At 68.5% G+C, this 26,932-nt stretch carries 20 protein-coding genes; 13 read left to right on the plus strand and 7 right to left on the minus strand.

What is annotated here, in order from left to right; translation table 11 throughout:
• The first annotated feature begins 23 nt into the window (after window positions 1–23).
• From ABD255_RS16370 to ABD255_RS16380, 3 genes are all read left to right on the plus strand, one after another.
• The gene (locus ABD255_RS16370; protein ID WP_344214640.1) at window positions 24–335 is read left to right on the plus strand and encodes an antibiotic biosynthesis monooxygenase family protein; all 312 of its coding nucleotides are present in this window, start codon (window positions 24–26) and stop codon (window positions 333–335) included.
• 90 nt (window positions 336–425) lie between these two features.
• Window positions 426–839: an effector-associated constant component EACC1 gene (locus tag ABD255_RS16375; RefSeq protein WP_344214642.1), complete on the plus strand. Its 414-nt coding sequence runs from the start codon at window positions 426–428 to the stop codon at window positions 837–839.
• Window positions 840–842: 3 nt separating this feature from the next.
• A complete protein-coding gene (locus ABD255_RS16380) occupies window positions 843–3,698 on the plus strand; it encodes a caspase, EACC1-associated type (protein WP_344214644.1) in 2,856 nt (951 codons plus the stop codon).
• 58 nt (window positions 3,699–3,756) lie between these two features.
• On the opposite strand, the gene ABD255_RS16385 is transcribed toward ABD255_RS16380, so the two are convergent.
• Complete coding sequence (locus ABD255_RS16385) at window positions 3,757–4,902, minus strand: epoxide hydrolase family protein (protein ID WP_344214646.1); 1,146 nt, start codon at window positions 4,900–4,902, stop codon at window positions 3,757–3,759.
• A 60-nt stretch (window positions 4,903–4,962) separates the two neighbouring features.
• On the opposite strand from ABD255_RS16385, the gene ABD255_RS16390 reads away from it, so the two are divergent.
• The 3 genes from ABD255_RS16390 (at window position 4,963) to ABD255_RS16400 (ending at window position 9,582) form a co-directional block, all read left to right on the plus strand.
• On the plus strand, window positions 4,963–5,928 hold the full coding sequence (locus tag ABD255_RS16390; RefSeq protein WP_344214649.1) for a helix-turn-helix transcriptional regulator: 966 nt from the start codon (window positions 4,963–4,965) through the stop codon (window positions 5,926–5,928).
• 93 nt (window positions 5,929–6,021) lie between these two features.
• A complete protein-coding gene (locus ABD255_RS16395) occupies window positions 6,022–9,156 on the plus strand; it encodes an ATP-binding protein (RefSeq protein WP_344214651.1) in 3,135 nt (1,044 codons plus the stop codon).
• 63 nt (window positions 9,157–9,219) lie between these two features.
• The gene (locus ABD255_RS16400; RefSeq protein WP_344214653.1) at window positions 9,220–9,582 is read left to right on the plus strand and encodes a cupin domain-containing protein; all 363 of its coding nucleotides are present in this window, start codon (window positions 9,220–9,222) and stop codon (window positions 9,580–9,582) included.
• Window positions 9,583–9,619: 37 nt separating this feature from the next.
• On the opposite strand, the gene ABD255_RS16405 is transcribed toward ABD255_RS16400, so the two are convergent.
• Together ABD255_RS16405 and ABD255_RS16410 are read right to left on the minus strand one after the other, a co-directional pair.
• Window positions 9,620–10,282, minus strand: coding sequence for a response regulator (locus ABD255_RS16405; RefSeq protein WP_344214655.1), 663 nt, complete (start codon window positions 10,280–10,282; stop codon window positions 9,620–9,622).
• The gene (locus ABD255_RS16410; RefSeq protein ID WP_344214658.1) at window positions 10,279–12,426 is read right to left on the minus strand and encodes a histidine kinase; all 2,148 of its coding nucleotides are present in this window, start codon (window positions 12,424–12,426) and stop codon (window positions 10,279–10,281) included. The genes ABD255_RS16405 and ABD255_RS16410 overlap by 4 nt, the downstream gene beginning before the upstream one ends.
• A gap of 327 nt (window positions 12,427–12,753) precedes the next feature.
• Here ABD255_RS16410 and ABD255_RS16415 point away from each other — a divergent pair, with 327 nt between their 5' ends.
• From ABD255_RS16415 to ABD255_RS16425, 3 genes are read left to right on the plus strand one after another with little or no spacing between them, the layout of a single operon-like run.
• Window positions 12,754–13,107 (plus strand): hypothetical protein, encoded by a 354-nt coding sequence (locus ABD255_RS16415; RefSeq protein WP_344214660.1) that lies wholly within the window; start codon window positions 12,754–12,756, stop codon window positions 13,105–13,107.
• The gene (locus tag ABD255_RS16420; RefSeq protein ID WP_344214662.1) at window positions 13,104–13,763 is read left to right on the plus strand and encodes a hypothetical protein; all 660 of its coding nucleotides are present in this window, start codon (window positions 13,104–13,106) and stop codon (window positions 13,761–13,763) included. Before ABD255_RS16415 ends, ABD255_RS16420 begins: the two co-directional genes overlap by 4 nt.
• 50 nt (window positions 13,764–13,813) lie before the next feature.
• The gene (locus ABD255_RS16425) at window positions 13,814–14,641 is read left to right on the plus strand and encodes a methyltransferase domain-containing protein (protein WP_344214664.1); all 828 of its coding nucleotides are present in this window, start codon (window positions 13,814–13,816) and stop codon (window positions 14,639–14,641) included.
• On the opposite strand, the gene ABD255_RS16430 is transcribed toward ABD255_RS16425, so the two are convergent.
• Together ABD255_RS16430 and ABD255_RS16435 are read right to left on the minus strand one after the other, a co-directional pair.
• On the minus strand, window positions 14,638–15,723 hold the full coding sequence (locus tag ABD255_RS16430; protein ID WP_344214666.1) for an alpha/beta hydrolase family protein: 1,086 nt from the start codon (window positions 15,721–15,723) through the stop codon (window positions 14,638–14,640). The genes ABD255_RS16425 and ABD255_RS16430 overlap by 4 nt on opposite strands.
• Window positions 15,724–15,859: 136 nt before the next feature.
• Complete coding sequence (locus ABD255_RS16435) at window positions 15,860–19,294, minus strand: S8 family serine peptidase (RefSeq protein WP_344214668.1); 3,435 nt, start codon at window positions 19,292–19,294, stop codon at window positions 15,860–15,862.
• Window positions 19,295–19,533: 239 nt separating this feature from the next.
• On the opposite strand from ABD255_RS16435, the gene ABD255_RS16440 reads away from it, so the two are divergent.
• Complete coding sequence (locus ABD255_RS16440; RefSeq protein WP_344214670.1) at window positions 19,534–20,523, plus strand: helix-turn-helix domain-containing protein; 990 nt, start codon at window positions 19,534–19,536, stop codon at window positions 20,521–20,523.
• Between the two features lie 84 nt (window positions 20,524–20,607).
• Here the strand turns inward: ABD255_RS16440 and ABD255_RS16445 are convergent, their stop codons facing one another.
• Entirely contained in the window at window positions 20,608–21,024 is a 417-nt protein-coding gene (locus tag ABD255_RS16445) for a DUF4259 domain-containing protein (RefSeq protein ID WP_344214672.1), read from the minus strand.
• Window positions 21,025–21,047: 23 nt separating this feature from the next.
• A complete protein-coding gene (locus ABD255_RS16450) occupies window positions 21,048–21,854 on the minus strand; it encodes a hydroxypyruvate isomerase family protein (protein ID WP_344214674.1) in 807 nt (268 codons plus the stop codon).
• 103 nt (window positions 21,855–21,957) lie between these two features.
• On the opposite strand from ABD255_RS16450, the gene ABD255_RS16455 reads away from it, so the two are divergent.
• From ABD255_RS16455 to ABD255_RS16465, 3 genes are read left to right on the plus strand one after another with little or no spacing between them, the layout of a single operon-like run.
• Window positions 21,958–24,084 carry an alpha-amylase family protein gene (locus ABD255_RS16455; RefSeq protein ID WP_344214676.1) on the plus strand — a complete coding sequence of 709 codons (2,127 nt, stop codon included), beginning with the start codon at window positions 21,958–21,960 and terminating at the stop codon, window positions 24,082–24,084.
• Window positions 24,081–24,929 (plus strand): 2-hydroxy-3-oxopropionate reductase, encoded by an 849-nt coding sequence (locus ABD255_RS16460; protein WP_344214678.1) that lies wholly within the window; start codon window positions 24,081–24,083, stop codon window positions 24,927–24,929. Before ABD255_RS16455 ends, ABD255_RS16460 begins: the two co-directional genes overlap by 4 nt.
• Window positions 24,926–26,860 (plus strand): beta-galactosidase trimerization domain-containing protein, encoded by a 1,935-nt coding sequence (locus ABD255_RS16465; protein ID WP_344214680.1) that lies wholly within the window; start codon window positions 24,926–24,928, stop codon window positions 26,858–26,860. Before ABD255_RS16460 ends, ABD255_RS16465 begins: the two co-directional genes overlap by 4 nt.
• Window positions 26,861–26,932: the final 72 nt, after the last annotated feature.

Below are 26,932 nucleotides of genomic sequence, written 5' to 3' on the forward strand. Positions count from 1 at the left end.
GGAGACCGGAGAAGGGAGCCATCGTGATCGCTCGGATTTGGCGGACTGGCCTGGACGAGAGCCGGGCGGCGGAGTACGACGCGTTCGCGGTTGAGCGGTCGCTACCGATGTTCCGGCGGCAGGACGGCATCCGCGCGGCGTTCCTGGTGAGGCCGGAGACCGGTCGCGCGGTGATCACTTTCTGGCGGGATATGGCGGCGGTCGACGCGCTGGCGCGGTCCGAGGACTACCTCCAGACCGTCGAGGCGATCCTGGCGGCAGGCTTCCTCAGGCCCCCGCAAACGGTCGAACTCCTGGTTGTCGACCAGCCATGGATAGCGCCGGACCTGGTCTGACGAGCCCTGGCTTCGGTCACGCACCGTTAGCGCCAGGTTCTTGTGGGTGGGCACGGACCCGAGGATCATGGAGCGCGAACACGGGGACCGGTGACGAGGCGGGGGAAGCTCGTGGGGCGGACCGAGGGCGACGACGCGCGGTGGGTCGAGTTCGTCGTGCTGACGGAGGACGAGGACGACGCCGACCGCGCGGATCGGCTCGCGCGCCAGTTGCGCAGGGAGTTGGCCGAGCGGGAGTTCGAGACGCGTTCGGTGACGGCGGCTGCTCCCGGCGACACCAAGGGGGACGTCGCGGTCTTCGGAGCGATCGCGGTCGCGCTGGTCGGGGCGGGCGGCATGATCCCGACGCTGATCGACGTACTGCGGGACTGGCTCGGCCGGCGGACCGGCCCCGACCGGATCTGCGTCAGGATCGGGGACGACTCGGTCGAGTTGGACCGGCCGAGCTTCAGTGAGCGGGAGGAACTGCTCCAGGCGTTCCTCGCCAAGCACTCGGACCGGTGAAGCATGGGTCGCCGGCTGGCGTTGCTGATCGCGACCTACGAGTACGAGGACACCGGGCTCAGGAGGCTCACCACCCCGGCGCACGATGCGGAAGCTCTCGCGGCCGTGCTGGAGGATCCCGAGATCGCGGGCTTCGAAGTACGGACTCTCGTCAACGCTCCGACGCATGAGGTCGGCGAGGCGATCGCGGAGTTCTACGGCGAGAGCCGGCGCGACGATCTCACGCTGCTCTACTTCACCGGTCACGGGCTGAAGGACGACAACGGGCGGCTGCACCTGGCCATGTCCAACACCAAGCGGGATCGCCTGCGGTTCACCGCGTTGTCGGCACAGTTGGTCGACGAGGCGATGTCCGACAGCCTTTCCCGTCAGAAGATCCTCGTCCTGGACTGTTGCTACAGCGGTTCGTACGAGACGCAGCGGTTCGCCAAGGCGGACTCCGCTGTGCACACGTTGGAGCGGCTCGGCGGTCGCGGGCGCACGGTTCTGACCGCGTCCGACTCGACCCAGTACGCCTTCGAGGGCAGCACGATCCATGGCGAGGCCGCGCAGTCCGTCTTCACCCGCCATCTGGTGGAAGGGCTTCGAGACGGTACCGCGGACCTGGACGGTGACGGCGACATCACCGTCGACGAGCTCTACAACTATGTCTACGACCGAGTCACCGCCGAGCAGCCCAACCAGCGGCCGAAGAAGTTGGACCAGGTCGAGGGCCGGACGATCGTCGCCGCCAACGTGAACTGGAGTCTGCCGGGTCACCTGGCCGAGGCTGTCGTCAGTCCGTTGCCAGGAGCACGAGAAGCGGCCGTGGGGCAGCTCGCTCAGTTGAGGTGGTCCGGCAACGATCTCGTCCGCCGTACTGCGGATCGCCGGCTCGAGGAACTCCTCGAAGACGACAGCCGGGCCGTGTCCGCGGCAGCCCGCGCGGCCCTCGACGCTCCCGCGCCACCGATGCCGATCCCGGCGGCGGCTCCTCGACCAAGTCGGCCGAGGACAGCCGCCAGGCCGACCATCACGATGGGCGCGGTGCTCGGCGCTTACTTCCGGCGTGGGGTGGACCGCCTGATCCCCGCAGGCGTTCCCTGGCCGATCTACACCCTCAGCCTGCTGGCTGCGTTGGCGCTTGCGGCGGCGGTGGTCGTGGGATTCGTGGAGGACGATTGGCGCAGCCGTCTCGCTTGGTACCTGGTTGCGGCGGGCGTCGTGTCGTGTGCGTCGGTGGTCCTTCAGCGGAGACTTGGAGTCAGCCTGGTCGCGGGGACGGCAGCGTTCGGAGTACTGGGTGCGTTGCTCCTGCTCGGGTGGTCGGCGGATTGGCTCTGGCGCGTTGGCGGGGTTGCGCTCTGGTCCCAACCGCTCCTTGCCTGGCTGGCGGTAGTCGGGCACGTGGCTTGGGTTGGCGCCGGCGTCGCCGGGCTGTGGCATCTGCGCCGCGTCGGTGAGCTGAGCTTCGACGTACGACGCGTGCGGGGTCGCAAGGTCTGGCTGGTGCTCGCGCTGGGGGGAATCGGGGTGCTGGCGCAACTGGTGATCCAGTACGCCGTGAGCTACGAGTCGCGCCTGGACTTCCAGTTGCTCCTCTACCCGATCGCGCTCAGCATCATCACCACCGAACTGGCGATCGCCGGACCGTTGATCGCGGTCCTGCTGAAGCAGGGACGTGCGTTCCTGGGTGGATGGGTGCTCGCGGGCGTCGCGGGCTTGATCGGGGTCTACCGCGGCGTCGACGGATTTGCGCCGCCGACTGTGGCCGTCGTCGTACTCCTTGCCGCTTGGGTGTCGCTCGCAGCGATGGCGTTCGTCGGCTGGCGCGACAAGTCAGCAGTCGAGGCTGTGCAGAAACCTGCTCGCGGGCGGGTCGTCGGGAGCGTGGCGGCGTTGGTGCTTCCCGTACTGCTCGGTGGTGCGGTGGCCGTTGTGGATCCGCAAGGTCCTTCGACGCCTGTCGTCATCGGACTGACGGTCGGGCCGAACAACGACGTTCTCTATGCGGCCGACTCGGCCAACGACAGAGTCCTGAAGATCAACACCAATTCCAGACATCAGGAAGGCGAGGCCCTCGGGGTCGGTCACGGCCCGCTCGGGATCGTGCTCGCGCCTGACGGGCATCGGCTGTACGTGGCCAACACCCGGGCCAACTCGGTCTCGGTGATCGATGTCGACAGCTGGAAGGTCCTCGGCCGGCCGATACCGGTTGGGCCCGAACCGCTGGCCATGGCACTCAGCCCCGAGACCGAGCGGTTGTTCGTGCTCAGTTCGAAGGCGGCCACGATCACGGTCGTCGATACGGAGAAGCTGGCGACGGTGGGAGGGCCTGTCAGCAGCGGCGACACACCGTCCGCCCTGGTCCTGGGACAGGACGGCAAGCGTTTGTACGTGGCGAGTCGCGACTCGTCGACCGTCGCCGTGTTCGATGCGGAGACGATGCGGCCGGCGCGATCTCCGTACAAGATCACCGGCCGGCCGATCGATCTGAGCATCACGCGGGACAACTACCTCTATGTGATGTCCGCGGATTCCTACTCCGTCGTCAACACGAACGTCGAAAGTCCGCGGCCTACGCCAGTGCCGCTTCCCGGACGTCTGAAAGACGCAGTACTGAGCGACGACGGCAGCCGGTTCGTCGTACTGAGTTCGCCGTCTGAAGAGTCGCCCCTCAAGGACGTGGTCACCGTCATCGACACCGCGGGGCGTGAGGTGATCGGCACGGCCGAGACCGAAGGTGGCTTGTCGTTGCGGCTCGAGATGAGCCATGACAACCAGCGCGTCTATGCCGGGGGTTACAACCTCCGGTACACGGTGCTGGTCGTGGACGCGACGATCCCTCGGGTCGTCGGGGAGATCGCTCTGGAGAAGTAGCGGATAGGACAGACCAGAGCGGGGCGCCTTGGTGAGGCGCCCCGCTCTTGAGGGTGGGTCAGGCCTTGCGGAGTCCGCTGAAGAACGCGCGGAGGTCTTCGGTGACGTCGGTGGGGCGTTCGAGGGTGGCGAAGTGGCCGCCTTCGGGGAAGGTGCTCCAGTGCACGATGTTGGAGTTGTCGCGCTCGGCGAGGGGGCGGATGGTCTTGAAGTCGTCGGCGAAGACGGCGACGCCGGTGGGGGCGGTGTTGATGGCCGGCTGGGTGTCGGCGTGGGCTTCCTCGTAGTGGTAGCGGCCGGCGGTGGCGCTGGTGTTGGTGAACCAGTAGAGGGAGACCTCGGTCAGGATCTGGTCGCGGGAGACCAGGCTGGTGCCGTTGCCGAAGTTGTTGAAGAGTTCGTTCCAGGCGAGCTGGCCGACCGGGGAGTCGGAGATGCCGACGGCAACGGTCTGCGGGCGGGTGGAGTTGATGGCGTTGTAGCCGCCGACGGACTGGAACCACTCCAGGTGCTGCAGAGCGGCGTAGTCCTCCGGGGTGAACTTCTCGAACTCGGTCGGGTCGCCGCTCGGGAACGAGAAGAGTTGGAGGACGTGCATCCCGAGGAAACCGGGAGGGTTCAGCAGGCCGAGTTCGCGGGAGATCATCGCGCCGGCGTCGCTGCCGTGCGAGCCGTACGAGTCGTAGCCGAGGCGACGCATCAGGGTGTCGAAGGTCTTGGCGACGCGGGCCATCGTCCAGCCGCGGCCGGCGAGCGGAGTACTGAAGCCGAAGCCGGGGATCGAGGGGATGACCACGGAGAAGGCGTCAGAAGCCTGGCCACCGTGGGCGACCGGGTCGGTGAGCGGGCCGATCAGGTCGAGGAAGTCGACGAACGAGCCGGGGTAGGTGTGGATCAGGAGGAGCGGGGTGGCGTCCGCCTCGGCCGACGGGATGTGGAGGAAGTGGACGGTCTGGCCGTCGATGTCGGTCAGGTAGTGCGGGAACTCGTTCATCCGGGCCTCCTGCTCGCGCCAGTCGAAGCCGTTCTGCCAGTGGTCGACCGTCTCGCGGAGGTAGCTGTTCGGAGTACCGAGGTCCCAGTTGTCGCCGGGCGCCTCCGCGGGGAGGCGGGTGTTGGCGAGCCGGACCTGCAGGTCGTCCAGGTCGGCCTGGGCGATCTCGACGCGGAAGGGGCTGATCTGAGCTGCTGCGTTGTTGTTCATGGCTTTACCGTAGAAGCCATATAGGAACAGTAGATTCCTAGTTGTGAGACTATTTTCCGTATGCGCGAAACTTCGTCCCGATTGCTGTCTCTGCTCGCCCTGATGCAGTCGCGGCCGGCCTGGCCCGGGTCGGAACTGGCGGAGCGGTTGGGGGTGAGTACGCGGACGATCCGGAACGACATCGATCGGCTGCGAGAGCTGGGATATCCGGTGGACGCGACGCGCGGGGCGGCTGGGTATTACCAGTTGGGCGTGGGGGCGAAGTTGCCGCCGCTGTTGCTGGATGACGAGGAAGCGGTTGCTGTCGCCGTCGGGTTGCGGACGGGTGCTGGGGTGGCGGGGATGGAGGAGAGCTCGGGGCGGGCGCTGGCGAAGCTCGAGCAGGTGTTGCCGCATCGACTCCGGCGGCAGGTGAACGCGATCCACACGACGTTGTCGAAGGGCCCGGACAACACGGGGTCGAACGTGCAGGATCCCGAGGTCGATCCAGGGGTTGTGACGACGATCGCGGCTGCTATCCGGGATGAGCACTACCTGCGGTTTGAGTACGCAGTACCGGAAGGTGGGGCGCGGTTGCTGTTGGTGGAGCCGTATCGGTTGGTGAGTTGGCAGCGGTACTGGTACCTGGTCGCGCGGGATGAGTTGTCGGAGTGGCACACGTACCGCGTCGACTGGATGGATCTGCGGATGGCGACGGGCCGGCGCTACAAGGCACGCCCGATGCCCGAGGACGACTACATGGATTTCGTACTCCGCGACGTCGCGTCCACCGGGTGGAAGGTGCACGCCAGGATCACGGTGTTCGCCTCCGCCGAGGAGGTCCTCTCCCGCATCCACGCCGCGGTCGGCATCGTCGAGCCGATCGACGACAACACCTGCCTCCTCATCACCGGAGCCGAAAGCCTGGAAGTGGTTGCCGTGTACATCGGCATGCTCGGCCTTGACTTCCAGGTCACCGCTCCACCGCGACTCGTAGCCCATCTCAAGCTCATCGGGGAGCGCTACCTTCGCGCGATCGAGCAGTAGGACGGGCGTGGTCAGGAGAGCGCTCTTGGCGGATGATGGCTAGGTCGGGGGACTGCGCGTGATGGGAGGGGTATGGGGGCGCATTCAGCAGAGGTGACGGTTCGCGTCGAGTTGCTCGGGCGCTTCCGGGTCCTGGTCGCGGGCAAAGAGGTGGCGCCGGACGGCTGGCCTGCTCGGCGGGCGGCGGAACTGGTGCAACTGCTTGCCCTCGCCAACGGCCATACCCTGCTCCGCGACCAGGTGATCGAGGCGCTCTGGTCGCATCTCGATCCGGAAGCGGGCGCCGCGAACCTGCGGAAGGCTGCCCACCATGCTCGGCAAGCGCTCGGCGACCAGCAGGCGGTCGTACTCCGCAGTGGCGAGGTGGCTCTCTTCCCCTTCCAGCAGGTGGAAACCGACGTCGAATGCTTCGAGCGCGCCGCCCAAACGGCACTCCGTACTAATGAGCCAATTGCTTGCACCGAGGCCGCTGCTGCGTACGTCGGTGACCTGCTGCCCGGGGCGCTGTATGAGGACTGGGCGAACGCACGTCGCGACCAGTTGAAATCCCGGTACGTCACGCTCCTGCGGCTGAGCGGCGCCTGGGAGCGGCTCGTCGAGGTCGAGCCCACCGATGAACAGGCGTACCGCGAACTGATGTGCGCCGCACTCCGGGCCGGCAATCGGCACGCCGCGATCCGCTGGTACGGCAGGCTCCGCACAACCCTCCAGCAAGAACTCGGCATGCCGCCTGGTCCGGAATCCGAGGCCCTGTACGACGAATGCGTCGCGGGGCTTCTTTCCGCCGAGCAGGAACTCGTCGGCCGCCAGATCGACCTGGCCCGGGCAGAAGCGGCGCTCCAGGCAGCCGCTCGTGCCGAGTTGGGTGCTCTGGTCGTCCGCGGACCGGCCGGCATCGGGAAATCGGCCTTGAGTCGCCGGGTCGCATCGATCGCCCGCGGTCAAGGCTGGACGGTCGCAACAGCCACCGCGATCAGTGAGAGCGATCCGTACGCTCCGCTGGTCGACGTGGTCGAACAGTTGCTGAGCCACGATCACGTCCCGGTCGAGAAGCTATCGGATCGGACTCGCTCGGTCCTGGCCGAACTCACGATGCTCGCAGCCCCCGCGCCGCCGATTGAAGGCGCGCTCACCCGTCACCAGGTGATCGGTGCGCTCCGCCGAGTGCTGCTGGCCGACGATGCGGCGCGGATGATGCTCGTGATCGACGACGCGCACCTCGCGGACGACGCCACGATCGACGCGCTGCTCCATCTCATCAGTGTCAGCAGCACCGGGCGGTTGTTCGTAGTACTGGCTTATCGGCCGGAACTGGCGGGTGAAGCGCTCGCGCGGGGAGTGGCCCGACTCGACCGTGCTGGGATGACTGTGACGGTCAATCTCGAACCCTTGGACCGGGAAGATGCCGGAGCGCTGGTGGCCGCGGCGGCTTCGGCCAAGCCCGACGCGGCCGCTGTCGCCAAGGTGGTCGACCTCGCGGCCGGCAACCCGTTCTTCCTGCTGGAGTTGGCTCGTGGCCTCGACGCAGGCGTTGCGCCGGCCGGCGTACCGACTGTCTGGGAAGCAGTCGCAGCGCGTTTCGTCGATCTCGACCAGGGATTGAGGGCGATGTTGCAGCGGCTCGCCGTGACGGGTGCCGACCTGGATCCAGCCGGGATTCTCGCAGTCAGCGGGCGGCCCGAGCCGGAGACGTCGACGTTGCTCGACGCAGCCTTGAGCGCCGACTTGCTGGTCGTCTCGGGAACGCATTATCGCTTCCGGCACGAACTGGTGCGGCAGGCGCTGGTCGAGCAGATTCCACCGCACCGTCGCACCGCCCTTCACCGCGACATCGCGGACCGCCTCTCGAGCGCGGGCGGACAGGCTGCGGTGATCGCCGGTCACTGGCTGGCCGGCGGGCGTCCGGACGAGGCGATCGGGTGGCAATTGGCCGCCGCGCGCCATGCGGTCAAACTCGGCGCGCTCCGCGACGGGCTCGGGTACCTCGAGGTGCTGCTGGAGCACGCGCCCACTCATGCAGCCGCGCTCTGCCTCAAGGCTGAAACGCTGGAGGCGCTCGGGGATGAGCGCGCGCCGGGCGCCTACGCGGCCGCGGCCGAGGTCGCATCAGCCGAGGACCGGCACGAGATCAAGGCGAAGCAGGCGTTGGCCTCGGTACGGGCCGGCGACCCCGCGGGTGCCATCGAGGCTTTGGAGGGGATTGAACCTCGGTCGATCGACGGCCGGCTGGCTCAGGCGCTGGCCATGTGTGGCGCCGCCGCGATGGGAATGGCAGATCCGGCCCGGGGAGAACTCAAGGCTGTCGAGATCCGCCGGCTGGCGGTCGCGTCCGGGCAACCCGCGGCGATCGTCATCGCCTCGTGGGCCGAGGCAGCGGCGGCTCATGCCAGAGGCGACCTGCCTCGCTTGCTGACAACCGGTCTGCGCGACACCCATGCCCTTCCGGAGTTGGCGGTCACGATCTTCGACGGCCAACTGTGCGTCGCCGAGCGGCTCCTGTACGGCGGCCGGCCGTACCCCGAGGTGATCGCCTTCGCGGACGCGTTGGAGGCGGAAGCCAAACGGCTGGGCGCGAGCCGTGGCAGGGCCTTCGCCACCACCTTCCGCGGCGAGGCCGAGTTGCTGACCGGGCGTCTTGAGGAAGCCGACCATGATCTGGCCACCGGGGTCCGGCTGCACCAGGCGATCGGCGCGGTCGCGGGGGAGGCGCTGTCGCTGCAACGGTGGTCAGAGGTCGCGTTCTACCGAGGACGTCGCGCCGACGCCGCTGCTCTGCTGGACGAAGCACTGGCGGTTGCGCGCGAATCGGACCTCGGGTTCCATCTGCTGGACCGGATCTATGGCGCGAGAATCACCGCCGCCGCTGCGGATCCGGATCTGGCGATGGCAGCGGTCGAGGAGGCCGAGGCCGGTGTCCACGGCTCTGGGGAGACGTGCCCTGGATGCCAGATCACCCTCGCCGTACCGGCTGCGATCGCGGCGGCCAAAGCGGGAGATCTGGAGCGCGCGTGGCGGTACGAGCAGGCTGCGGAGAAACTCACGGTGCTGCTGATGCGCTTGCCGGGCTGGTATGCCGCGCTCGACGAGGTGAGAGGCCACCGCGCCGTCGCGACCGGTGATCGGATCGAGGCGGAGGCCAGATTCACCGCGGCGACCATCGGCTTCCGCAAGGCGGGCCAGCCGCTCGACGCGGACCGCTGCCTCACCTGGGCGGCCAGGAACGTTTGAGGAACGCTCGCCGGGCAGGCTTCTCCGAACCAGCAGTTGGCTGCTATTTGCGAGGAGAAAATCATGAAGGCTGTCGCGAGACAAGACGTTCCCGTTGTCATCGAGGGCGACGGTGTGGAGGTGCGCTTGCTGGAGATCGGCGGTGGCATGTCCACCTCCTTCATCCGGCTGCCTCAGGGAGCCGACCTCGGACCCGCACTGAAGGGCCTCCCCGACGACCAGTGCCAATGCCCGCACTGGGGCTACATGCTCAAGGGCCGGCTCCAGATGCGAACGCCGGACGGCGACAAGATCTACGAAGCCGGCCAGGCGGTGTACTGGGCCCCGGGCCACGTCCCGGTGGCGCTGGAGGACAGCGAGTACGTCGACTTCTCACCCACCGACGAGTTCAACCAGGTCATCAGCCACATCCAGTCCCAGGGCTGAGCACTTCCGGCCTCGGTCAGGTGGGGCCCCGAGGCCGTTACCCAGGCCCGTTTCCGAGGCCGGCGTCGCGGGCTCGGATGATGGCGGTGGGGCGGTCGGCTACGGCGAGTTTGGTGAAGATGGTGGAGACGTTGTTGGCTACCGTTTTCGAGGCTAGGCCTAAGTTGGTGCCGATGGCGGCGTTGGTGAGGCCGGAGGCCAGGAGGTTGAGGATTTCTCGTTCTCTTGGGGTGAGGTCGGGGAAGGGGTCTGCGGTGGGGGTGGGGGGTGCGGAGAAGAAGGAGAGGACCCGGCGGGCTACTCCGGGGCCGAAGATTGCTTCTCCTGCGGCTACTGCGCGGATGGCTCGGGCTATTTCGTCTTGTTCGGCGCCCTTGACGAGGTAGCCGCGGGCGCCGGCGCGCATGGCGGCGAAGACTGAGTCGTCGTCTTCGAACATGGTGAGGACGAGTACTGCGACCGTGGGGGCGGAGCGGGCTAGTTCTCGGGTCGCGGCGAAGCCGTCCAGGTCGGGCATTTGGAGGTCTAGGACGGCTACGTCGGGTTGGGTGGTTACTACTTCGCGGACTGCTTCTCGGCCGGTGGCGGCTACGCCTACTACCTCGATGCCGGGGAGGGAGGTGAGGAGGGCGGCCAGGCCGGCGCGGACGACGGGGTGGTCGTCTGCGAGGACGACTCGGATCGCGGGGGTGGCGGTCATGGTGTCGCCGCCGGGTGGGACTCCGCTGTGGGCGAAATTGTTGAGAGTGTGGTTGGCGTCGCGGTTAAGGGGAAGGTGGCGTGGACTTGGCCGCCGGTGGGGGTGGGGCCGGTTTTCAGGGTGCCGCCTAGTTCTGAGGTGCGTTCTTGCATGGCGGTGAGGCCTACGCCGGGGTGCCAAGGGCCGTGGGGAGCGCCATTGTCCGTTACCTCGATCTCCAGGTTTGTGTTGTAGCGCAGCGACAGTACTGCGGACGTCGCGTGCGAGTGCCGTACTACGTTCGTCAGCGCCTCCGTGGCGATGCGGTACGCCGCGACCTCCAAGGCGGCCGGCAGCGGCGGGAGGGCGTCGGCGGATACCTCGACCGAGACCGAGATGGAGGCGCCATCTGCTCGCCAGGAGAGTTGGTCGGCTCGTTGGCGTAGTGCTCCGACCAGGCCGAGTTCGTCGAGGGCGGGTGGGCGGAGGTCGTCCACGAGGCGGCGTACGTCGGCGATCGCAGTACGGGTGTCTGTGCGCAAGGTGGTCAGGAGTTCCGAGGCATGGGCGGGGTCGACCGAGATGAGGTTGGCGGCGGCGTCGGCGGTGAAGGCTACGCCGGTCAGCGTGGGGCCGAGGCCGTCGTGGAGGTCGCGGCGTAGGCGGCGGCGTTCCTCCTCGCGGGCGGCGACGAGTCTCTCGCGGGAAGTCTGGAGCTCCGAGGAGAGGCGGGTGGCGTGCACGGCCACAGCCAGCGGCACTGCGACCAGCGCGAGCACGTCGCGATCGGCTGCGGACAAAGACGATTCGCCCGGGCGGAGGCCGACCAGGAGTGAGCCGACGGTGGTGCCGCCGTAGGAGAGGTCGACCGGTACCACCGTGCCGGGGACTCCGGACGACGCAAGAATCGTGCCCGAGGAGGCGGAGATCGTGCCGGAGGAGGCGGGGACCGTGCCGGAGGAGGCGGGGACCGTGCCGGAGGAGGCGGAGATCGTGCCGGGGGACGTGGGGACCGTGCCGGGGGAGATCGTGCCGGGGGAGATCGTGCCGGAGGTGGAGAGGGCGACGTACGGGAGCCTCAGGGCGGAGCGGATGGCGGTGACGACGCCGGGCATGCCGCCGGCGGTTCCGGCGGAGAGCTCTTCGCCGACCAGCGAGGCGATCCGCGCGGGGTCGCGGCGGTCGCCGTACATGGCACGGTCGACCATCCGCTGCAGGCGCGGCAGGACCGGGGCGATCAGGAGCGCGACCAGCACGGTGACGAAGGCCGAGCGGCCGAAGCGAGACGAGATGAACGAGTCGGTCAGGGCGACCAAAGCTACATAGGCTGCTACGGCAACCAGCGACAGCAGAGCCCAGGTGAGAGCTCGGGAGACGACCACGCGGATGTCGAGCAGATGGTGGCGGACGATCGCCACCGCAACCGCGATGGGAACCAACGGAATGGCCAGCAACACGAAGACCGGGGTCCCGGTGACCAGCGCCCAGGGAGCGACGAAAGCCAGCATGATGGTGGTTGCTAGCAGCAACCAGAGGAGCTGGCGGCGGCCGGTCTCGGAGGCTCGGCGATAGCGGATCACCAGGCTGGCGATGGCCAGGACGAAGACGATGAGGTTGCGGAGTTCGGTTGCCGTCCACAACGGCTGGAACTGGTCGTACGTCGGCATGGCGGGGTAGCCGGTGGGTCCGCCGTCGAAGAGCGGTTCCGTACCGGCGCCCATCTCCAGGGCGAAGAGGGGCGCGGTGAGGACGGTTGCGATCACGACCGGGCGCCAGCGCGGTGAGACGAGGCGGCCGTCGGGGAAGAGAAGCAGGGCGAGCGGCAGGAACAAGGCGATTGCCCAGGGCCACGACCACATGATCACGGTGGCGGAGACGCGCTGGAGGGTGGGCGGCGCGCCGCTGTCGTACAGGACTTGGCTCAGTGGTGCGCCGAACGCGGTGGTGGCGTGGGCGAGGCCGTCGGCGATGAAGAGCCAGCCGATCGGGTTCGAGGGGCGGTGCCAGGCGATCACGGCGCCGCAGGAGGCGAACGTGAGGCCCATCAGTCCGTTGGTGACGAGGAAGCTGTCCAGCGCGGTGGCGAAGGTCCAGTTGACGACGAGGGCCAGGACTATGCCGGCGAGCACCTCGGCGACGGCGAAGGTGGCGACGGAGACGGCCAAGGCTTGCTTGAGGGAAGCGCGCCGGCCTGCGGTGCCGGCAGGCGAAGGCGCTGAAGGCCGGGAAACGGGGTCCGCCGGCGACTGGTGCGGGTGCGGACTGGGTTGCGGATCCCGCGGACGGCTGTCTCGCGGCCCGTTGGTGCCTCCTGTCATGTGGATCAGTGTGCGCCTTGGAGGCTCCCGGCGTCCCGGGATTGGGTTCCTGGGGTGGTCGGGCTGATTCCTGACCCGCGGTGAACGCCGGCTCAGGTGGGCGGGTGCCGGCGGGGGCGACGGTGGTTGCCGAGGCCCCGGGTTCGTGAAGGGGCGTGATTAGGGGAGGTTCTGATGTCTCGTACGTTTCGGGCCGGTCTGGTCGTGTTCGGAGTGCTGTCCGTGGGGGATCTGCTTACGCCGGTGCTGACCGATGGGGAGCACCCGCCGATGTCTGTCGCGCTGATCGCGGCCGCGCTGGGGCTGGTGAGCCTCGTGCTCGTGGTGCTCGCCTGGCGGGGTGCCCGGCGGGCCGTAGTACCGCTGATCGCAGTGCGGTTGCTGTCGGGGCTGAGCGCAGTACCGGCGTTCTTCGCGGGGGACATCCCGGCGATCGCGATGGTGGCGGCGGGGTTCACGATCGCGCTGGCGATCGCCGGTACTGCGCTCGTCCTCGTCCCGGCGCGCGAATTGGCAGGTGCGCGATGACCACCACAGCAACCCGTACTCCGACCTCGGTGCGCCCGGTGTTCGAGGCGCTGTTGCTGCCGATCGGGCCGGCCGCCATCGCAGTACTGCGGTACGTGTTGCCCTACGACACCACGGACGACACGACCGCGATGACCGCGAGAGCCATGGCGGAGCAGGGCCGGATGTCAGCCGTACTCTGGCTCGGCCTCCTCGCGATCCTGACGCTGGTCCCGGCGACCTATGTGGTCGGGCGGTTCACCAAGCCAGGCGCTCCGAGGCTGACGGTGATCGCGATGCTGCTGCTGGTACCGGGCTACTTGGCGCTGAGTTGGCTGGCGGCGGCGGACCAGTTCGTCTGGTCCGGGGCGCAAGCAGGCCTTGACGTCGATACCGTTGTCCGGCTGTCCGAATCAATGCATCCGACCAACGACGTGGCCGCCGGGGTCTACGTTCTCGGGCACGTCGTCGGCACGATCCTGCTCGGCGTGGCGATGTGGCGGGCTCGGGTCGTCGCCAAGTGGGCAGCCGTGGCCGTGATCGTTTCCCAGCCGATCCACTTCGTCTCGGCGGTGATCGTGCCGAACCACACGCTCGATCTCTTCGGCTGGGGACTGCAGGCAGCCGGGTTCGCTGCGGTGAGTTGGGCGCTGCTCAGGCTGCGCGACGGGGCATAGGCCGACATCGAGTCCGGCGCTACGCTGAAGTCGTCTAGAGGGGGATGGACATGGCTGAAGCGCTGTCGCCGGACGAGTCGACGCCCGGCAGTTTCAAGGCGTCCGAGGCGGACCGGCAGAACGTCGCCCAGTTGGCGACGATCCTGGATCTGATCGCGAGCAAGCCGGCCGTCCAGCACCTGAAGGCGTGGGTCTTGGCGGCGTTGGCACCGGCGGAGGGCGAGAGCGCACTCGATGTGGGCTCGGGAACGGGCGAGGACCTGGTCGAGCTGACCAAGCGTGTGGGCCCGAGCGGGAGAGCCGTCGGCGTCGAGCCGAGCCCGGGTCTACGAGCCGAATCTGTCCGCCGAGCCGAGGGGATCGAGGTGGTCGACGGCGACGCGCTGTCGCTGCCGTTCGACGACGCGTCCTTCGACGCCGTCAGATGCGAGCGGGTCCTGCAGCACATCAGCGAGCCCGGGAAGGCGGTCTCCGAGATGGCTCGGGTGCTCAGACCGGGCGGCCGCATCGCGCTCGTCGACACGGACTGGGCGACCGCGATCGTCTACCCCGCCGACCCCGAAGTACTCAGCCGCATCTTCGCGTTCTTGCTCGCCGAAACCGCCAACCCGTACTCCGGCCGCACGCTGCGCGCCCTCCTCGCCGACGCCGGGCTCACGACCGTGGACGAGACCGCAGCAACCTGGCTCGAACCTCAAAGCGGAGCAGCCCAGGGCTACCTGACAATGATGGCAACGACCTGCGCCGCCCTCGGCGTGATCACCGCACCCGAAGCCGAAGCCTTCCAGCAAGGCCTAGCCGAGGCCGCCGCCCGCGGATCCTTCCACATGTCCCTGACCATGTACGCAGTCGCGGCAACCAAAGCCCCGGCTGGCTAGAGACCCTGTTGCTTGAGGAAGGCTACGGTTCTGGACATGGAGGTGGGCCAGGCGGCGGCGAAGGCGTGTTCTTCGCCGGGGTAGGTGTAGAGGGTGGCGGTCTTTCCGGCGGCCTTCAGGGCCGCGAGGGTTCTGGCGGACCAGACCGGGGGGCAGGTGCTGTCGGCGTCGCCGTGCTGGATCAGGAGTGGTTCGGTGACTCGGTCGAAGAAGTTCACGGCTGACACGTTGCGCCAGAAGGCGGGGTTGCTGGCGGGCTCGCCGTGGGCGCGGAGGATCGCGGTCGCGACGGCGCCGTCGGGGCGGGTCCAGCGGTTGAAGTTGTCGGCGGCGTTCGAGCTGACCGGCGCGTAGACCACCGCCGCCTTGACCAGACCGGGCTGGGCGACGAGCACGTTGTAGGTGATGCCGCCGCCCATCGACCGGCCGAACAGCCCGACCCGGGCGGGGTCGACGTACGACGCGGCCTTGAGCGCCAGTACCGCGTTGATCACGTCCTCGGTGTAGCCGAGGCGCAGGTTGAGCTCGGAGTTGGCGTCCTTCGACGACTGAGCGTGATTCCGGTAGTCGGTGTGCAGTACTACGTACCCTCGGCGGGCCAGGTAGTCCTGCTCGCGCATCAGGCCGCGGCCGTTCGTGTAGACGGCTGGATCGATGAAGCCGTGGTTGAGCACGAGCGCGGGGTGCTTGCCGGGAGTGCGCGGGACGTTGAGGATGCCGGAGATCGTCAGCCTGCCGCTCGGGTAGGTGACGAAGTACCGCGTGTAGGCCTCGTTGCGGGCCAGGACCCGGCCGAGGCGGATGGAGCCGCCGGTGTACTTCTTCGCCATCAGCGCTGGGAGGGAGACCGGGTCGGTCACCGGTGGAAGCGCGGGCGTGGTGGGCGATGGAGCGGCCGGCGCCGAGGCGGTGGGCGCGGAAGACGGCGGGCCCGAGGGCGTGGGTGCCGAGGAAGCGGGCGGGGACGACGAGGCCGAGGGGCTTGGCTCCGGCGCAGAGGCCTCGTCCGGAGTGCAGGCCGCGGCGGTGACCAGGGTCAACGCGGCGAAGCCCGCCCAGAGAATTCGCCGACGTCTGTCCATGCAACCCATGGTGCCGTCCCCGCCCAAGTTGCGTCCGGGGAACCGAGGGTCAGGGCCCCCGGTGCCCCGGACGCAACGCTCTGGTGCCGTCGCTCAGCGGCATGCGGTGCCGGCTGAGCGACGGCGGGTGCCGCGGTCAGCGGCGGATGGTCAGTTGTTCGGTGAGCGGGCCGAGGGTGAGAGTGGCGGTGCCCGGCGCGGTCGGCCGGATGCTGAAGGTGACGCGGGTTTCCTGACCAGTCTTCAGCCTTACCGCCTGCTTGGCCACGACCTGACCGCCCAGCTTGAGGACGGCGTCGTACGTGCCTGCCGCCTCACCGACGTTCTTGACCCATGCGGTGACCGAGGCGGTCCGGCCGACCCGCACCACCGGGCTGACCGCGAGGTCGGTCAAAGCCCACCGCGCTTCCGGGCCCGCCACCAGATCGTGGACGAAGATGTCCGACCGGTGGTTGGTGTCACCGCCGACGAGGTTCCCGGACGTGCTCTGGAAGGACACGTACCGCCCGTTGCCGCTGATCATCGGCAGCTCGGACCGGCCATCGCCCTGGACCGAGTCCGGACCGCCCGAGACGATCGTCGTGGTGCCCGCGGCGAGATCACGGACGTAGATGTCCGGCTTGCCGTTGGTGTCACCGGCGGCGAGATTCGTCGCGTCGCTGTAGAACGCGACCTTGTTGCCGTCGGCACTGATCGACCCGGCGAACGACCAGTTGTCGCCCGCTTCACCGGAACTGGAGACCGTTGCCAACTCGGTCGAGCCGGTCTGCAGGTCGTAGACGTACTGGTGCAGGTTCCAGTCCGGTGCGCTGCGGTTGTCGAAGACGACCTTCCGCCCGTTGGCGCTGATCACCGGTGAGGCGTTCTCGCCCGGCTTCGACCCGGCGATCCGGCGGGTGGTGCCGGTCTGCAGGTCCCGGACGAACGCGTCCCGCTGGAACTCGACGTCGTCGGTGACGAGGTTGGTCGCGTCGCTGACGAAGGCGACGTACCGGCCGTCGGCGCTGATCGACTGCTCGCGCGAGCCGCCGTTGCCGAAGCCGCCGTCCAGGGCGGTCGAGACCAGGTCCACGACACCGGTCTGCCGGTCGCGCCGGAAGATGTCGGTCTGCCCGTTGGTGTCGCCCGGGACCAGGTTCGAGGCGTCGCTGTTGAAGACGACGTACCGGCCGTCGGCGGTGAACGACGGTGGCGAGGACATGTTGTCGGCCGGCTTGCCGTCGAGGCCGACGGAGATCAGTTCGGTCGTGCCGGTGACCCGGTCGTGGACGAACGAGTCCGCCTGGCCGTTGGTGTCGCCCGGGACGAGGTTCGACGCGCCGCTGTTGAAGCCGACGTACCGGCCGTCGGCGCTGAGCGTGGGGGAGAGCGAGAAGCTGTTGCCCTGCTCACCCGATGACGAGACCGAGACGCGCTCGACCGCGCCGGACTTCCGGTCGGTGACGAAGATGTCGAGGTCGTTGTTGGTGTCGTCGGCCACGAGGTTCGAGGAGGCGGTGGCGTAGGCGACGACGCTGCCGTCGTCGTTCAGTTCGGGCCACCAGATGTCGGAGTTGCCCTGCAGACCTTCGGCCGAGGTCGACACCCGCTCGGTCGGGAACGGCCGCGGCAGCGCCAGATCCGCCCGGCCCTGCGTCCGTACTGCGACCGTGGCCGGCGCCGAGCGCGAGATGCCCGCGGCGTTCGCGATCACCTGGTACGTCCCCTCCGGGACATCGCGGATCGTGTAGCGGCCGTCCCGCGAGGTCGTGGCGGTCAACTTGTCCGGCACGTTCTGCACCTCGACGGTGGCGCCTGGCACGGTCGACCCCGTCGGGCCGTAGACAACCTTGCCGGTGATCGTGCCCCAGCGGGTCCGATCGAGCGAAACCCGTACGTCGGTCAGGCGGTCCGCACGAACCTGCGCGGAAGCAGTGGTAGCCCGGTAGCCGAAGCGGGACAGCGAGAACTGGTAGTTGCCAGCGGCAAGACGAAGCTCGAACTCGCCGGTGGCATCGCTGACCACCTTGCGTCCGGTCGGCAGTGAGATGGTTACCCCAAGCAACGGCTTCCGGGTCTTGTCGTCTGTGACGACGCCGCGGACTCCACTCTTCAACCCGGCCTCGGTGACCGCCGCGAGGGCGTCGATCCGGCCCAGTCCGACCCGGGTGTTCGGGATCTGCCCGTACCGGGCGTCGGCGATCGCAGTACCGGCGAGGATGTCGAGAGACTCGTCGACGCTCAGGTCCGGGCGGGCCTGGAGCATCAAGGCGACTGCTCCGGAGACGTGTGGGGTCGCCATCGAGGTTCCGCTCAGCAGGCCGTAACTGCCGTCCGGCAGGGTCGAGAAGACGTCGACGCCCGGCGCCGAGATGTCCGGGACGACGAAGGAGGCCGGCCATTCGGCCGGTGCGTCGATCCAGTCGGTCCGGCTCACCGTGCCGCCGCAGGACCAGTCGGGGACGTCGTCGTTCGCATCGGTCGCGCCGACACTGACCGCTTCGTGGACGTTGCCGGGGCTGGAGGATCCGCCTTCCAGACACTCGTTGCCGATGGCAAACGAGGGGAAGACGCCGGCGCGGTGGATGGCCCGGACCGGCTCGATCATCTCGTCCTCGAAGCCCTCCGCGCCGAGCGACATGCTGACCACGTCGGCCGGCTCACCGGCCGGGTTGCCGTCGGCGTCGTACGGGGCGATCGCCCACTCCATGCCCGCGATCACCTGGGCGAGCGAGCCGGATCCGTTCGGGATCACCAGACCGCCCATCAGTTTCGCGCCGGGCGCGACGCCGATCTGGGTGCCCGAAGCGTTGCCGCCGGCAATGGTGCCCGCCACGTGGGTGCCGTGGTAGCTGCTGTCGTGCGGATTCGAGTGCACCGGCTCGCCACCCGAGCCGAACTCCAGCCAACCACCCGGGTACGCAGGGTCGGACGGGTCGTCGGTGACCAGTTTGCCGGCCAGATCGGGATGGCTGACGTCGATACCGGTATCGAGCACCGCGACCCGTACGCCGTCGCCGGTGATCCCGCGCTCAGCCTGCACCTTGTCGGCGCCGATCTTCGCCAGACCCCAGGTGGAGGTCTCGGCGGCGGCCTTCGCGGCACGGGCCGGCTTCTCCTCGGGAGCCTTCAGTTCGAAGTTCGGGATGATCCGGTCCACCAGGGCGTTGCCGGTGAGCGCGTCGAGCGTCGCGGGCTTCGCCCGGACCAGGACCATGTTCTTCAGCCAGAACGTGCTGACGACCTCGTCGCCGTGCGCCTCGACCGTGGCGATCACCGGGCTCTGGGTCTCGGCGGTCTCCCGCTTCAACTCGGCCGGAACCTGCTCGGGCGCGCTCGTCAGAGCAGGCTGCTTGAGGACGACGGCCGCCTCGATCTTGCCGCCGGACGAACGGGCCGCCTTCACCTGGTCGAGCAGCGAGCGGTCGATCTTGCCGGGCTGCGGACTGCCCAGCGCAGTACCGGCGGCGCCCATCGATGTGCCCATCGAGGTTGCCATGGGCGGGGCGGCCGCGGCGGGGGAGAGGGCCAGGGTGGTGGGGAGCAGGAGCGACGCGGCTAGCCACCATCGGCGGCGTAGGGACAGCGACATGAGGTTCTCCTCGGGCCGGGCGCACGGCAGCGACGGGCGACGGCGGATGCCGGGCCCGGGACTGGGTGGTTCCGGATGGTCGGACGGAAGGGCGGCTCGTCGTAGGACTGACCAGCGTCCGAAAAGACTCGCACCCGGCCTAGGCACGCACAAGCAGTTCAGGCGGCGACTTCCGGTCAGGTGGCGGGTCTACGACACCTCGATGGCACAATCGCCCGGACCGACAAGGGAGGGCGACGGTGCTGGAGACGATCGGGCTGGGGCCAGTCGACGAAGACATCTACAACGCGCTGGTACGCCGCTCGCGGGCGACGGTGCCCGAGTTGATCGCCGACACCCGAACTGCCGAAGCCGTCGTACGCCGCTCGCTGGGGCTGATCGTCGAGCTAGGGCTCGCCACCCGCATCGACGGGCGCCCGGCGCAGTACGTCGCGGTGTCGCCGGACAGCGGGCTGGAGGCGATCCTGCGGCAGCGGGAGGGCGCGCTGCACGAGGTGCGGTCGCACGTCCGGACGCTGATGGAGATGTACCGGGCGGGAGCTCGCTTCAACCATCCCGGCGAACTGGTCGAGGTCGTGTCCGGCCGCGAGGAGGTGAACCATCGGTGGGTGGAGATGCAGCAGAACACCCGGGTGGAGATGCGCGGCTTCGACCGCCCGCCGTACGCCGCTCCGCAGGCCCACTCCGAGTCGAACCCGGTCGAACTGGATCTGCTCAAGCGCGGGGTGAAGTATCGCGTCATCTACGACCGGACCGTGCTCGAACTGCCCGGCTGGCTCGAAGACGTCAGCCGTGGGATCCGGCACGGTGAGCAGGCCCGGATCGCGTCCGACCTGCCGATGAAGCTGGGCATCTCCGACGATCGGCTGGCGATCATCCCGCTGCTGCGGACCGGCGACGACGCGGTCACGGCGTCGTACCTGGTCCATCCGTCGCCGCTGCTGGACGCGCTCGTCGCGCTCTTCGACCTGGCCTGGGAGCGCAGCGTCCCGGTGCGGTTGGGAATGACGGCGGCCGAGGGTGAGGAGGGCGAAGATGCTGCCCTGAGCGACGACGAGGTGCGGCTGTTGACGCTGCTCGCGGCCGGGGCGACCGACAAGGCAGCCAGCCGGGCGCTCGGCTGGAGCGAGCGGACGGTGCAGCGACACGTCATGAAGCTGTCCCAGCGCGTCGGCGCGCAAACCCGCTTCCAGCTCGCCATGGAAGCAACGCGCAGAGACTGGATCTGAGCCGCCCCTCGGGCGCCGAGGTCAGTCACGGGTGCGTCGGACCCGAAGGCGAGGACGACACCGCCGCCCACAGGAGCAGGAGGTCTAGAGCAGACGCGTCACGAGATCGGCGACCGAGTTCTCCCAGGCTTCGCGATCGCGGGTGTCGACCTCTTCTTCTTCCCACACCTCGAGCAGCTCGGACTCCGGCGTCCGGACCCGCTCCGCCGCCGCTCGGGCAACACTCCGCAGGCTCTCCAGTTCAGGATGCCGGGTGGCCCACTCGAGGACTTCCTTGTTGTACGGCGTACTCGCCGTCGGCTTGCCGATCGCGGCGGCGACCACCTCGGCGGCCGCGAGCGCCGAAGAGCCCGTACCGACTTCGAGGTACTCCGTCAGCGGGTAGCCCGCGATGGTCGTGAGCAGTTGCTCGACTGCCGTGACGGTGCCGTTCTCGGCCAGTTCGCCGGCCCAGTCGGCTGCTTCGTCGTTGCCGAAAACCGAGGGATCCCAGGTGCCCATGAGGCACAGTACAACCGAGGCCCTCAGCCTGTAACCCAGCTGAGACTGGCTGTTGTCTCGGTGCTCGGTTTGTACTCGCAAGCGACCACGCCGCGGTAGCCCGACGACTTGAGGGCATCCAGGATCGAGTCGAACGGGATGGTCCCGGATCCTGGCTCGCCTCGGCCCGGGGTGTCGGCCAGTTGGACATGCGCCAACCGAGAGGCGAGCGCTTCAGCGCCGGCGAGAAGGTCGACGCCGTTGTTGGCGAGATGGAAGGTGTCGAAGAGCAGCGACAGATTGGGGACGTCACTCAACGGTCCGTCGATCAGGTCGAGGACGTCGTCGGCGGTGAGCAGCGGGTAGCGGCCGTTGAGACCCTGTGACAGCGGTTCGAGGAGGATGGTGCCGCCGAACTCGGCGACCGCCTTGGCTGCCGAGCGGATCGCCGCGACCGCGGTCGCCGCCTGCTCCTCGGGGGACCAGCGATCGTCGAGCTGACCGTAGAGCAGATTGAACTGCCGTACGCCGGTCCGCTCGGCGATGCCGACGACTGCCTCGACATTCGCCGCCAGTTCGTCCTGCCGATCCGGCCGCGAGGCGATCCCGCGCTCCCCGCCGGCGATGTCGCCGCCGTAGAAGTTCAGCGCGTTCAGGGTGGTGCCGGACTCGGCGATCGTGGCGGCGAAGCGGTCGAGCTCCGGCGAGTTCGGTGCCGCGGTGGGGAACGGCCACCAGGACTCGACCTGGGTGAAACCGTGCCGCGCCGCCGCGGCGAAGCGGTCCGGATAAGGGAGCTCGGTGAACAGCATCGACACGTTCGCGCTCAGCTCATGGCCGCGATATTTCATGCCGAAAGGCTAACACCAGCTCTTGCCAGGCGTGCAATCTTGTCTAACAATCTTCGCAGTTGATGATGGCCCTGGCGATCCTGCGACCCCGGAGGTATTCAGAATGCGGACCGAGCCTGAGCAGACCGTCCCCGTCGGCACGGAGGAGCGCAGTACAGCGGCTCGTGAGCGCAGCGCCGACTGGCCGTCGGAGGCGACGCGGTGGGCGCAGATCACGCTGGCCGAGGACGACCCGCTGCATTTCGACGCGGACTTCTGGCTCAACCTGATGCGCGACAGCCGGTCGAACGCGACCTGCATCAGCGCGGGCGGCTACATCGCCTACTACCCGACCCAGATCGAGTACCACTACCGCAGCAAGTACCTCGGCGACACGGACCCGTTCGGCGCGCTCGTCGAAGGTTCGCGGAGTCTGGGGATGAGCGTGATGGCCCGGGTGGACCCGCACGCGATCCACGCGGACGCGGCCGCCGCGCACCCCGAGTGGCTCGCGCGCGACATCAACGGCGAGCCGCTCGAGCACTGGGCCCACCCCGGCATCTGGCTGACCTGTGCGTTCACCGACTATCACCGGGAGTTCATCACCGAGGTGGCCCGCGAGATCGTTCGCGAGTACGACGTGGACTCGGTCTTCGCGAACCGTTGGGAAGGCTACGGCGGCATCTCGTACAGCGAGGCGGCGCGCAAGTCCTTCAAGGACGAGACCGGCCTCGACCTCCCGGTCGCCGAGCAGGCCGAGGGCTGGCACGAGTACGTCGGCTGGCGACGCCGGCAACTCAGCCGGCTGGTGGCGACCTGGGACAAGGCAGTCCGTGACATCCGCCCGCACGCGAGGTTCATCCCCAACCTCGGCGCGCTGGCGGCCCGCGACCTCGATCGCGACCTGGTCGAGAAGCACTACCCGATCTTCATCATCGACAAGCAGGGCCGGTCCGGCACCGAGGTCCCGTGGGCGGCCGGCCGCAACGGCAAGCGCAACCGCGGCGTCTTCCCCGACCGGCCGGTCCGGCTGATCACCTCGGTCGGTCCGGAGCACCACCAGTACCGCTGGAAGGACTCGGTCGCACCCGCCGAGGAGACGAAGACCTGGATCGTCGACGGGTTCGCGCAGGGCGCGCTGCCCTGGTTCACGAAGTTCAACGCGAGCGTGCCGGACCAGCGGTGGGTGCCGCCGATCGTCGAGGCGTTCACCCTGCACGCACAGGTCGAGCCCGTGCTCAAGGATCTGCGGATCACCGCCGAGGTCGCGCTGCTCGACCCGACCCGGGCCGGGCAGTTGCGAGCAGGCGATCGGTGCGTGGAGCACGAGGACGGCTTCTACCAGGCGCTGGTCGAGGCCCGGGTTCCGTTCGAGTTCATCTCCGATCAGGTGTTGTCGGCAGAACGCCTCAGCCCGTTCAAGGTGATCGTGCTCGCCAACGCCGAACACCTCGGCGACGACCAGTGCGAAGTACTGCGCCGGTACGTCGAAGCAGGCGGCTCGCTCGTCGCTGCGTACCAGACCTCCCTGTACGACGAACGCGGGCAGGCCCGGGCCGACTTCGGTCTGGCGGACGTGCTCGGCGTCCATCTGGTCGAGGGGAGTCGGCCGGTCAAGAACAACTACATCGCGCTGATGGCCGAGCACCGGCTGAACCAGGGTTTCGCGGGGACCACCCGGATCATCGGCGGTACTCACATCCTCGGTGTGGAAGCTGCTCCGGACACCGAGGTGCCGTTCCGGTTCATCCCGGACTTTCCGGACCTGCCGATGGAAGAGGTGTACTCGCGGCACGATCCCGACCGGCCGGCGGTGATCTGCCGGCAGAACGAGAACGGCGGCCGAGTCGTCTACTTCCCGTTCAACCTGGGCGCGATCTTCTGGGAGGCGCTGCAGTCCGACCACGGGTTGCTCGTCGCCAACGCGGTCGGCTGGGCGCTGGGCAAGGATCCCGAAGTGACCGTCGAGGGTGCGGGGTTGGTCGACCTCGCCGTGCATCGTGGCGAGAACCAGGTGGCTGTCGCGATCGTGAACCTGACGAATCCGATGGCGATGCGTGGCCCGATCCGCGAGACGTTGCCGTTGCCGCCGCAGACGGTGTCGGTCGCCGTACCGGGCGGTTCGGTGACGTGCCGGCTGCTGGTCGCGGGCGTGGAGGTCGAGCCGACGATCGCGAACGGCCGGGCGGAGATCACCATCCCGACCGCCGGCCTGCTCGAGGTCGTCCACCTCACCTGGGGGAACCGATGAGGATCGGCTTCGTCGGGCTGGGCGTGATGGGCCGGCCGATGGCCCGGAACTTGATTGCCGCTGGCCACGATCTGTCGCTCTACCGGGACAAGGGCGAACTCGAGGGTCACCAGTGCTCGTCCGCCGCGGAGGCGGCCGAGCGGTCCGAGGTGATCATCCTGATGCTGCCGGACACACCGGACGTCGAGGCCGCGCTGTTCGGCGTCGACGGGGTGGCGGAGAGTCTGAAGCCGGGCTCGCTGGTGATCGACATGAGTTCGGTCTCGCCGTCGGCGACGAAGACCTTCGCCCGGCGGATCGAAGAGCAGGGCTGCGACTATCTCGACGCACCGGTGTCAGGCGGCGAGGTCGGCGCCGTACAGGCGAGCCTGACCATCATGGCCGGCGGCCGGCCGGAGGCGTTCGAGCGCGCCAGGCCGCTGTTCAAAATACTCGGCAAGAACATCACCCGGATCGGCGACGTCGGCGCCGGGCAGACCGCCAAGGTCGCGAACCAGATCGTCGTCGGCCTCACCATCGAGGCCGTCGCCGAGGCGTTGCTGTTCGCGGAAGCGGCCGGCGCTGATCCGGCGATCGTCCGCGCGGCCCTGATGGGCGGCTTCGCCTCCTCGCGTGTTCTCGAGGTGCACGGCGAGCGGATGATCAACGAGAGCTACGAGCCGGGCTTCCGGATCCGCCTGCATCGCAAGGATCTGTCGCTCGCGGTCCAGGCCGCCGCCGAACTCGATCTGGCGTTGCCGAACACGGCGGCGACCCAGCAGTTGATGAACGCGGCGATCGCGGACGGGGACGGGGATCTCGACCACTCCGCGCTCCACAAGACGCTGCGCCGGAACCGGTCATGAGGCTGTGGTGGCAGGACCCGTTCCGGATGTTCCAGACCAACCTGCGCGAGATCGACGCCGGGCTGGATGTCGAGCGGGTGCTGGACTACCTGGAGGAGTTCGGAGCCAACACCTGGTTGCTGAGCGTCGGTGGCATCCTCTCGAACTATCCGACCGCGCTCGACTTCCAGACCGCGAACCCCTGGCTGGCCGAGCGGCCGTCGGGCGACCTGGTCGGCGATGCGGTGAAGGCGGCCGCCGCCCGGGGAATCCGGGTGATGGGCCGGATGGACTTCTCCAAGATCGACCATCGGCGAGCCGAGCAGCACCCGGACTGGTGCTTCGTCGACGCCGCTGGGGAACCCCAGGTCTACAACGGCCTCACCAGCGTCTGCCCGAGCGGCGACTACTACCAGGTCAAGCTCTTCGAAGTACTCGACGAGGTGCTCGACCGGTATCCGATCGACGGCTTCTTCTGCAACTGGATGTCGTTCAACGAGGTGGACTACAGCCGCCGCTACCGAGGCGTCTGCCACTGCCTGCTCTGCGTACGCCGGTACGCCGAGTACGCGCTGGGCGAGCGGCTTCCCGCGGGTAAGGGCGAGCCGGGGTACGAGACGTGGCAGCGCTTCTCGCGGACCGTCCTGGCCGACCTGACCGCGCGGATCCGCGAGCACCTGGCCAACCGTCGGCCGGAGGCGCCGCTGGTGCTCGGTGACCAGGCGGACATCGTCTTCCACGAGGCCAACAACGCGGTCGGCCGGCCCTTGTGGCATCACCGGACCAGCGAGCACGTCAGCGCGGCCAAGTCGTATCGCCCGGACGTTCCGGTGCTGACCAACTCGGTCGGCTTCGTGGACATGCCGTACCGGCTGGCGGGGGAGGAGCCGCACCACTTCGCGCAGTACTTGCTGCAGGCAATGGCTCGCGGGGCGGTTCCGTCGACGTACATCATGGGGACTCCGGACGACAATCCCTATGCCTGCTTGGAGATCGCCGAGGAACTGACCAGGTTCCACCGCGATCACCAGGATGTGTATCGCGATCTCGTGCCGGCGGCGAAGACCTTGCTGGTCCGGCCGGACCAGTTCAAGCACGGGGCGGTCCCGGAGTTTCAGGGGCTCTATCTCTCGCTTCTCCAGCGGCACGTTCCGTTCGACGTGCTCCCCGAGGAGAGGCTGGCCGAGATCAACCTCGGCCGGTACCGCGCCGTCGTCCTGCCCGATCTCGGACGCCTCACACCGGAGGCCGTCTCAACGATCGACTTGTACGCCGCTGGCGGTGGCGCGGTGATTGCTACTGGCAACAGCGGGCTGGTCGCGGACGAGGTCCAGCTCGCCTGTCTGCCGGTCAAGAGACGGCTGTCCAGCCACGACACCGAGGAGGCGGCCAGGTCGTTCCACCTACGGTCGGGCGACCAGTTCCTGCCCGTCGTCGGCGCGTTCCACCTGGTCGAGCCGAGCCCGGAAGCCGAGGTCGGGCTGCTGGCGATGTCGCGGGCGCCGTACGGGCCGCCGGAGAAGTGCCACGGGCACGTTGAGCTGGACCACCCCGGCCGGCTGAGCGCGCAGTACGGGCAGGGGCGGGCGACGCTGATGCCGTGGACTGTCGGCCGGGCCTATCGAGAAGTCGGGCTCACCGCTCATCGCGATGCCTTCGTCGACGAGGTGGTCCGTGCGGGCGGTCCGCAAGTGGACACCGAACTGCCTGAGCAGGTCGAGATCGTGATGGGCCGCTCAGCCGCGGGGACCGTGATCCATCTGCTCAACAGATCGGGGGACGCCGAGCAGCGCTTCGCTCAGCCGCTGCCGATCGGGGAGGGCTGGCTCACTCTTCCTGAGGGCGTCACAGCCGTGGAAGCGCTCTGCGCCGGCCGGCGACTCCCAGTGCAAGGCGGTCGCGTCCTCGTGCCGACGATCGCCCTGTTCGAGGTCCTGGTCGCCCGGCCGTAGTCGCCATATCTGCCAGATTGTCAAACAACTATGCATGACCTATTGACTGTCATGTAGCGGAAACAAACAATG

This window comes from Kribbella sancticallisti (genome assembly GCF_039530625.1).
Classification (GTDB): domain Bacteria; phylum Actinomycetota; class Actinomycetes; order Propionibacteriales; family Kribbellaceae; genus Kribbella; species Kribbella sancticallisti.

Excerpts from the sequence above, each read along its gene's own strand:
- ABD255_RS16380 (WP_344214644.1), top strand. The coding sequence starts at position 843 with ATGGGTCGCCGGCTGGCGTTGCTGATCGCGACCTACGAGTACGAGGAC.
- ABD255_RS16385 (WP_344214646.1), bottom strand. The coding sequence starts at position 4,902 with ATGAACAACAACGCAGCAGCTCAGATCAGCCCCTTCCGCGTCGAGATC.
- ABD255_RS16390 (WP_344214649.1), top strand. The coding sequence starts at position 4,963 with ATGCGCGAAACTTCGTCCCGATTGCTGTCTCTGCTCGCCCTGATGCAG.
- ABD255_RS16400 (WP_344214653.1), top strand. The coding sequence starts at position 9,220 with ATGAAGGCTGTCGCGAGACAAGACGTTCCCGTTGTCATCGAGGGCGAC.
- ABD255_RS16405 (WP_344214655.1), bottom strand. The coding sequence starts at position 10,282 with ATGACCGCCACCCCCGCGATCCGAGTCGTCCTCGCAGACGACCACCCC.
- ABD255_RS16415 (WP_344214660.1), top strand. The coding sequence starts at position 12,754 with ATGTCTCGTACGTTTCGGGCCGGTCTGGTCGTGTTCGGAGTGCTGTCC.
- ABD255_RS16420 (WP_344214662.1), top strand. The coding sequence starts at position 13,104 with ATGACCACCACAGCAACCCGTACTCCGACCTCGGTGCGCCCGGTGTTC.
- ABD255_RS16425 (WP_344214664.1), top strand. The coding sequence starts at position 13,814 with ATGGCTGAAGCGCTGTCGCCGGACGAGTCGACGCCCGGCAGTTTCAAG.
- ABD255_RS16430 (WP_344214666.1), bottom strand. The coding sequence starts at position 15,723 with ATGGACAGACGTCGGCGAATTCTCTGGGCGGGCTTCGCCGCGTTGACC.
- ABD255_RS16435 (WP_344214668.1), bottom strand. The coding sequence starts at position 19,294 with ATGTCGCTGTCCCTACGCCGCCGATGGTGGCTAGCCGCGTCGCTCCTG.
- ABD255_RS16445 (WP_344214672.1), bottom strand. The coding sequence starts at position 21,024 with ATGGGCACCTGGGATCCCTCGGTTTTCGGCAACGACGAAGCAGCCGAC.
- ABD255_RS16450 (WP_344214674.1), bottom strand. The coding sequence starts at position 21,854 with ATGAAATATCGCGGCCATGAGCTGAGCGCGAACGTGTCGATGCTGTTC.
- ABD255_RS16455 (WP_344214676.1), top strand. The coding sequence starts at position 21,958 with ATGCGGACCGAGCCTGAGCAGACCGTCCCCGTCGGCACGGAGGAGCGC.
- ABD255_RS16460 (WP_344214678.1), top strand. The coding sequence starts at position 24,081 with ATGAGGATCGGCTTCGTCGGGCTGGGCGTGATGGGCCGGCCGATGGCC.
- ABD255_RS16465 (WP_344214680.1), top strand. The coding sequence starts at position 24,926 with ATGAGGCTGTGGTGGCAGGACCCGTTCCGGATGTTCCAGACCAACCTG.